Source organism: Clostridium tarantellae, from assembly GCF_009295725.1.
In the GTDB taxonomy this organism is placed as follows: Bacteria; Bacillota; Clostridia; order Clostridiales; family Clostridiaceae; genus Sarcina; species Sarcina tarantellae.
The window spans coordinates 1-987 of the sequence record NZ_WHJC01000547.1 but is presented as its reverse complement, the minus strand read 5'-3'; the positions used below and the strand labels follow the sequence as shown (position 1 = coordinate 987).

Here is a 987-nt window from a genome sequence, read left to right as displayed (position 1 = left end):
GGCTAATATACTGAATTATAAGATATAATACTATACATTAATAAAGTCTAATAATTCTGTGTTAAATAAATTTTTAAATTAAAAGCTATAGGTAGAGTTGTTCTTATTCAACACCTATAGCTATTTTTGTACTATAAATTTATAGTATATACGATAACAGATAGGTGCATAGATTAAAGGTTGTGAGGTTGCTTTGGAGCGACTTTGGGCTTGGGCAGTATATATGTTAGCGATAGTAGAGAGCGTTACTTATATACCAGCGTAGCGTTAGGATGTAGGGGGTAGCCTTTTATTAAGATATACCATTTATATGAAAAAAGAAAAGGCATATCCACCTTTCCTCTATAAACAAATTGTTAATTTTTCTTTTTAACTTTTATAGCAGTAACAGCTCCTACTACAACTAACACAGCACCAACTATAACCATCACCTTTGCTAGTAAGGTTGATTCAATGTTATTAGCTTCCTGTTCAGATTTATTTACAGTAATATTTTTAGGTGTAACTTCCTCCTTGACTGGATTAGCTATAGGTGTTACATCTTCTTTAATATTTTCCTTAACCTCAGTTGAATTTTCAGTTGGTGTAATTTCTTTACTATTAACCTTTTCAGCAACTGGTACAACTTCATTAATTTTATTTATTGATTCCTCTTTAGCTACTACTTCTTTAGGTTCTTTAACTTTAGTATTAGTTTTTTTCTCTACTTGCTGTTCAGTAGATTTATCAGATGTAGTCTCCTTAGCCTTTTTATTTTTAGACTTAGTTTCATGCTTTTCTGTTACTGGAACTTGGGGTTTAGCAACTTCTTCTTTATGAATACTTTTTTTCTTAGTATTTGCAAGTTCTGCTTCTTTCTTGTCAAGATATCCTTGCCAAAGATATTCCCTTTCCCTTAAATCTTGCATAGTAAGATCATCAACTCCAAATCTTTCAGCAGTATCTACAGCTAGCCTAAATTTATTAACTAATCTTTTAAACTCCTGT

1 protein-coding gene is annotated in these 987 nt (G+C 31.0%); it reads right to left on the bottom strand.

From position 1 onward, the window contains the following. Positions 1-356 precede the first annotated feature (356 nt). A partial coding sequence (locus GBZ86_RS17515) for a hypothetical protein (RefSeq protein ID WP_170272308.1) occupies positions 357-987 on the bottom strand: 631 nt, incomplete at its 5' end.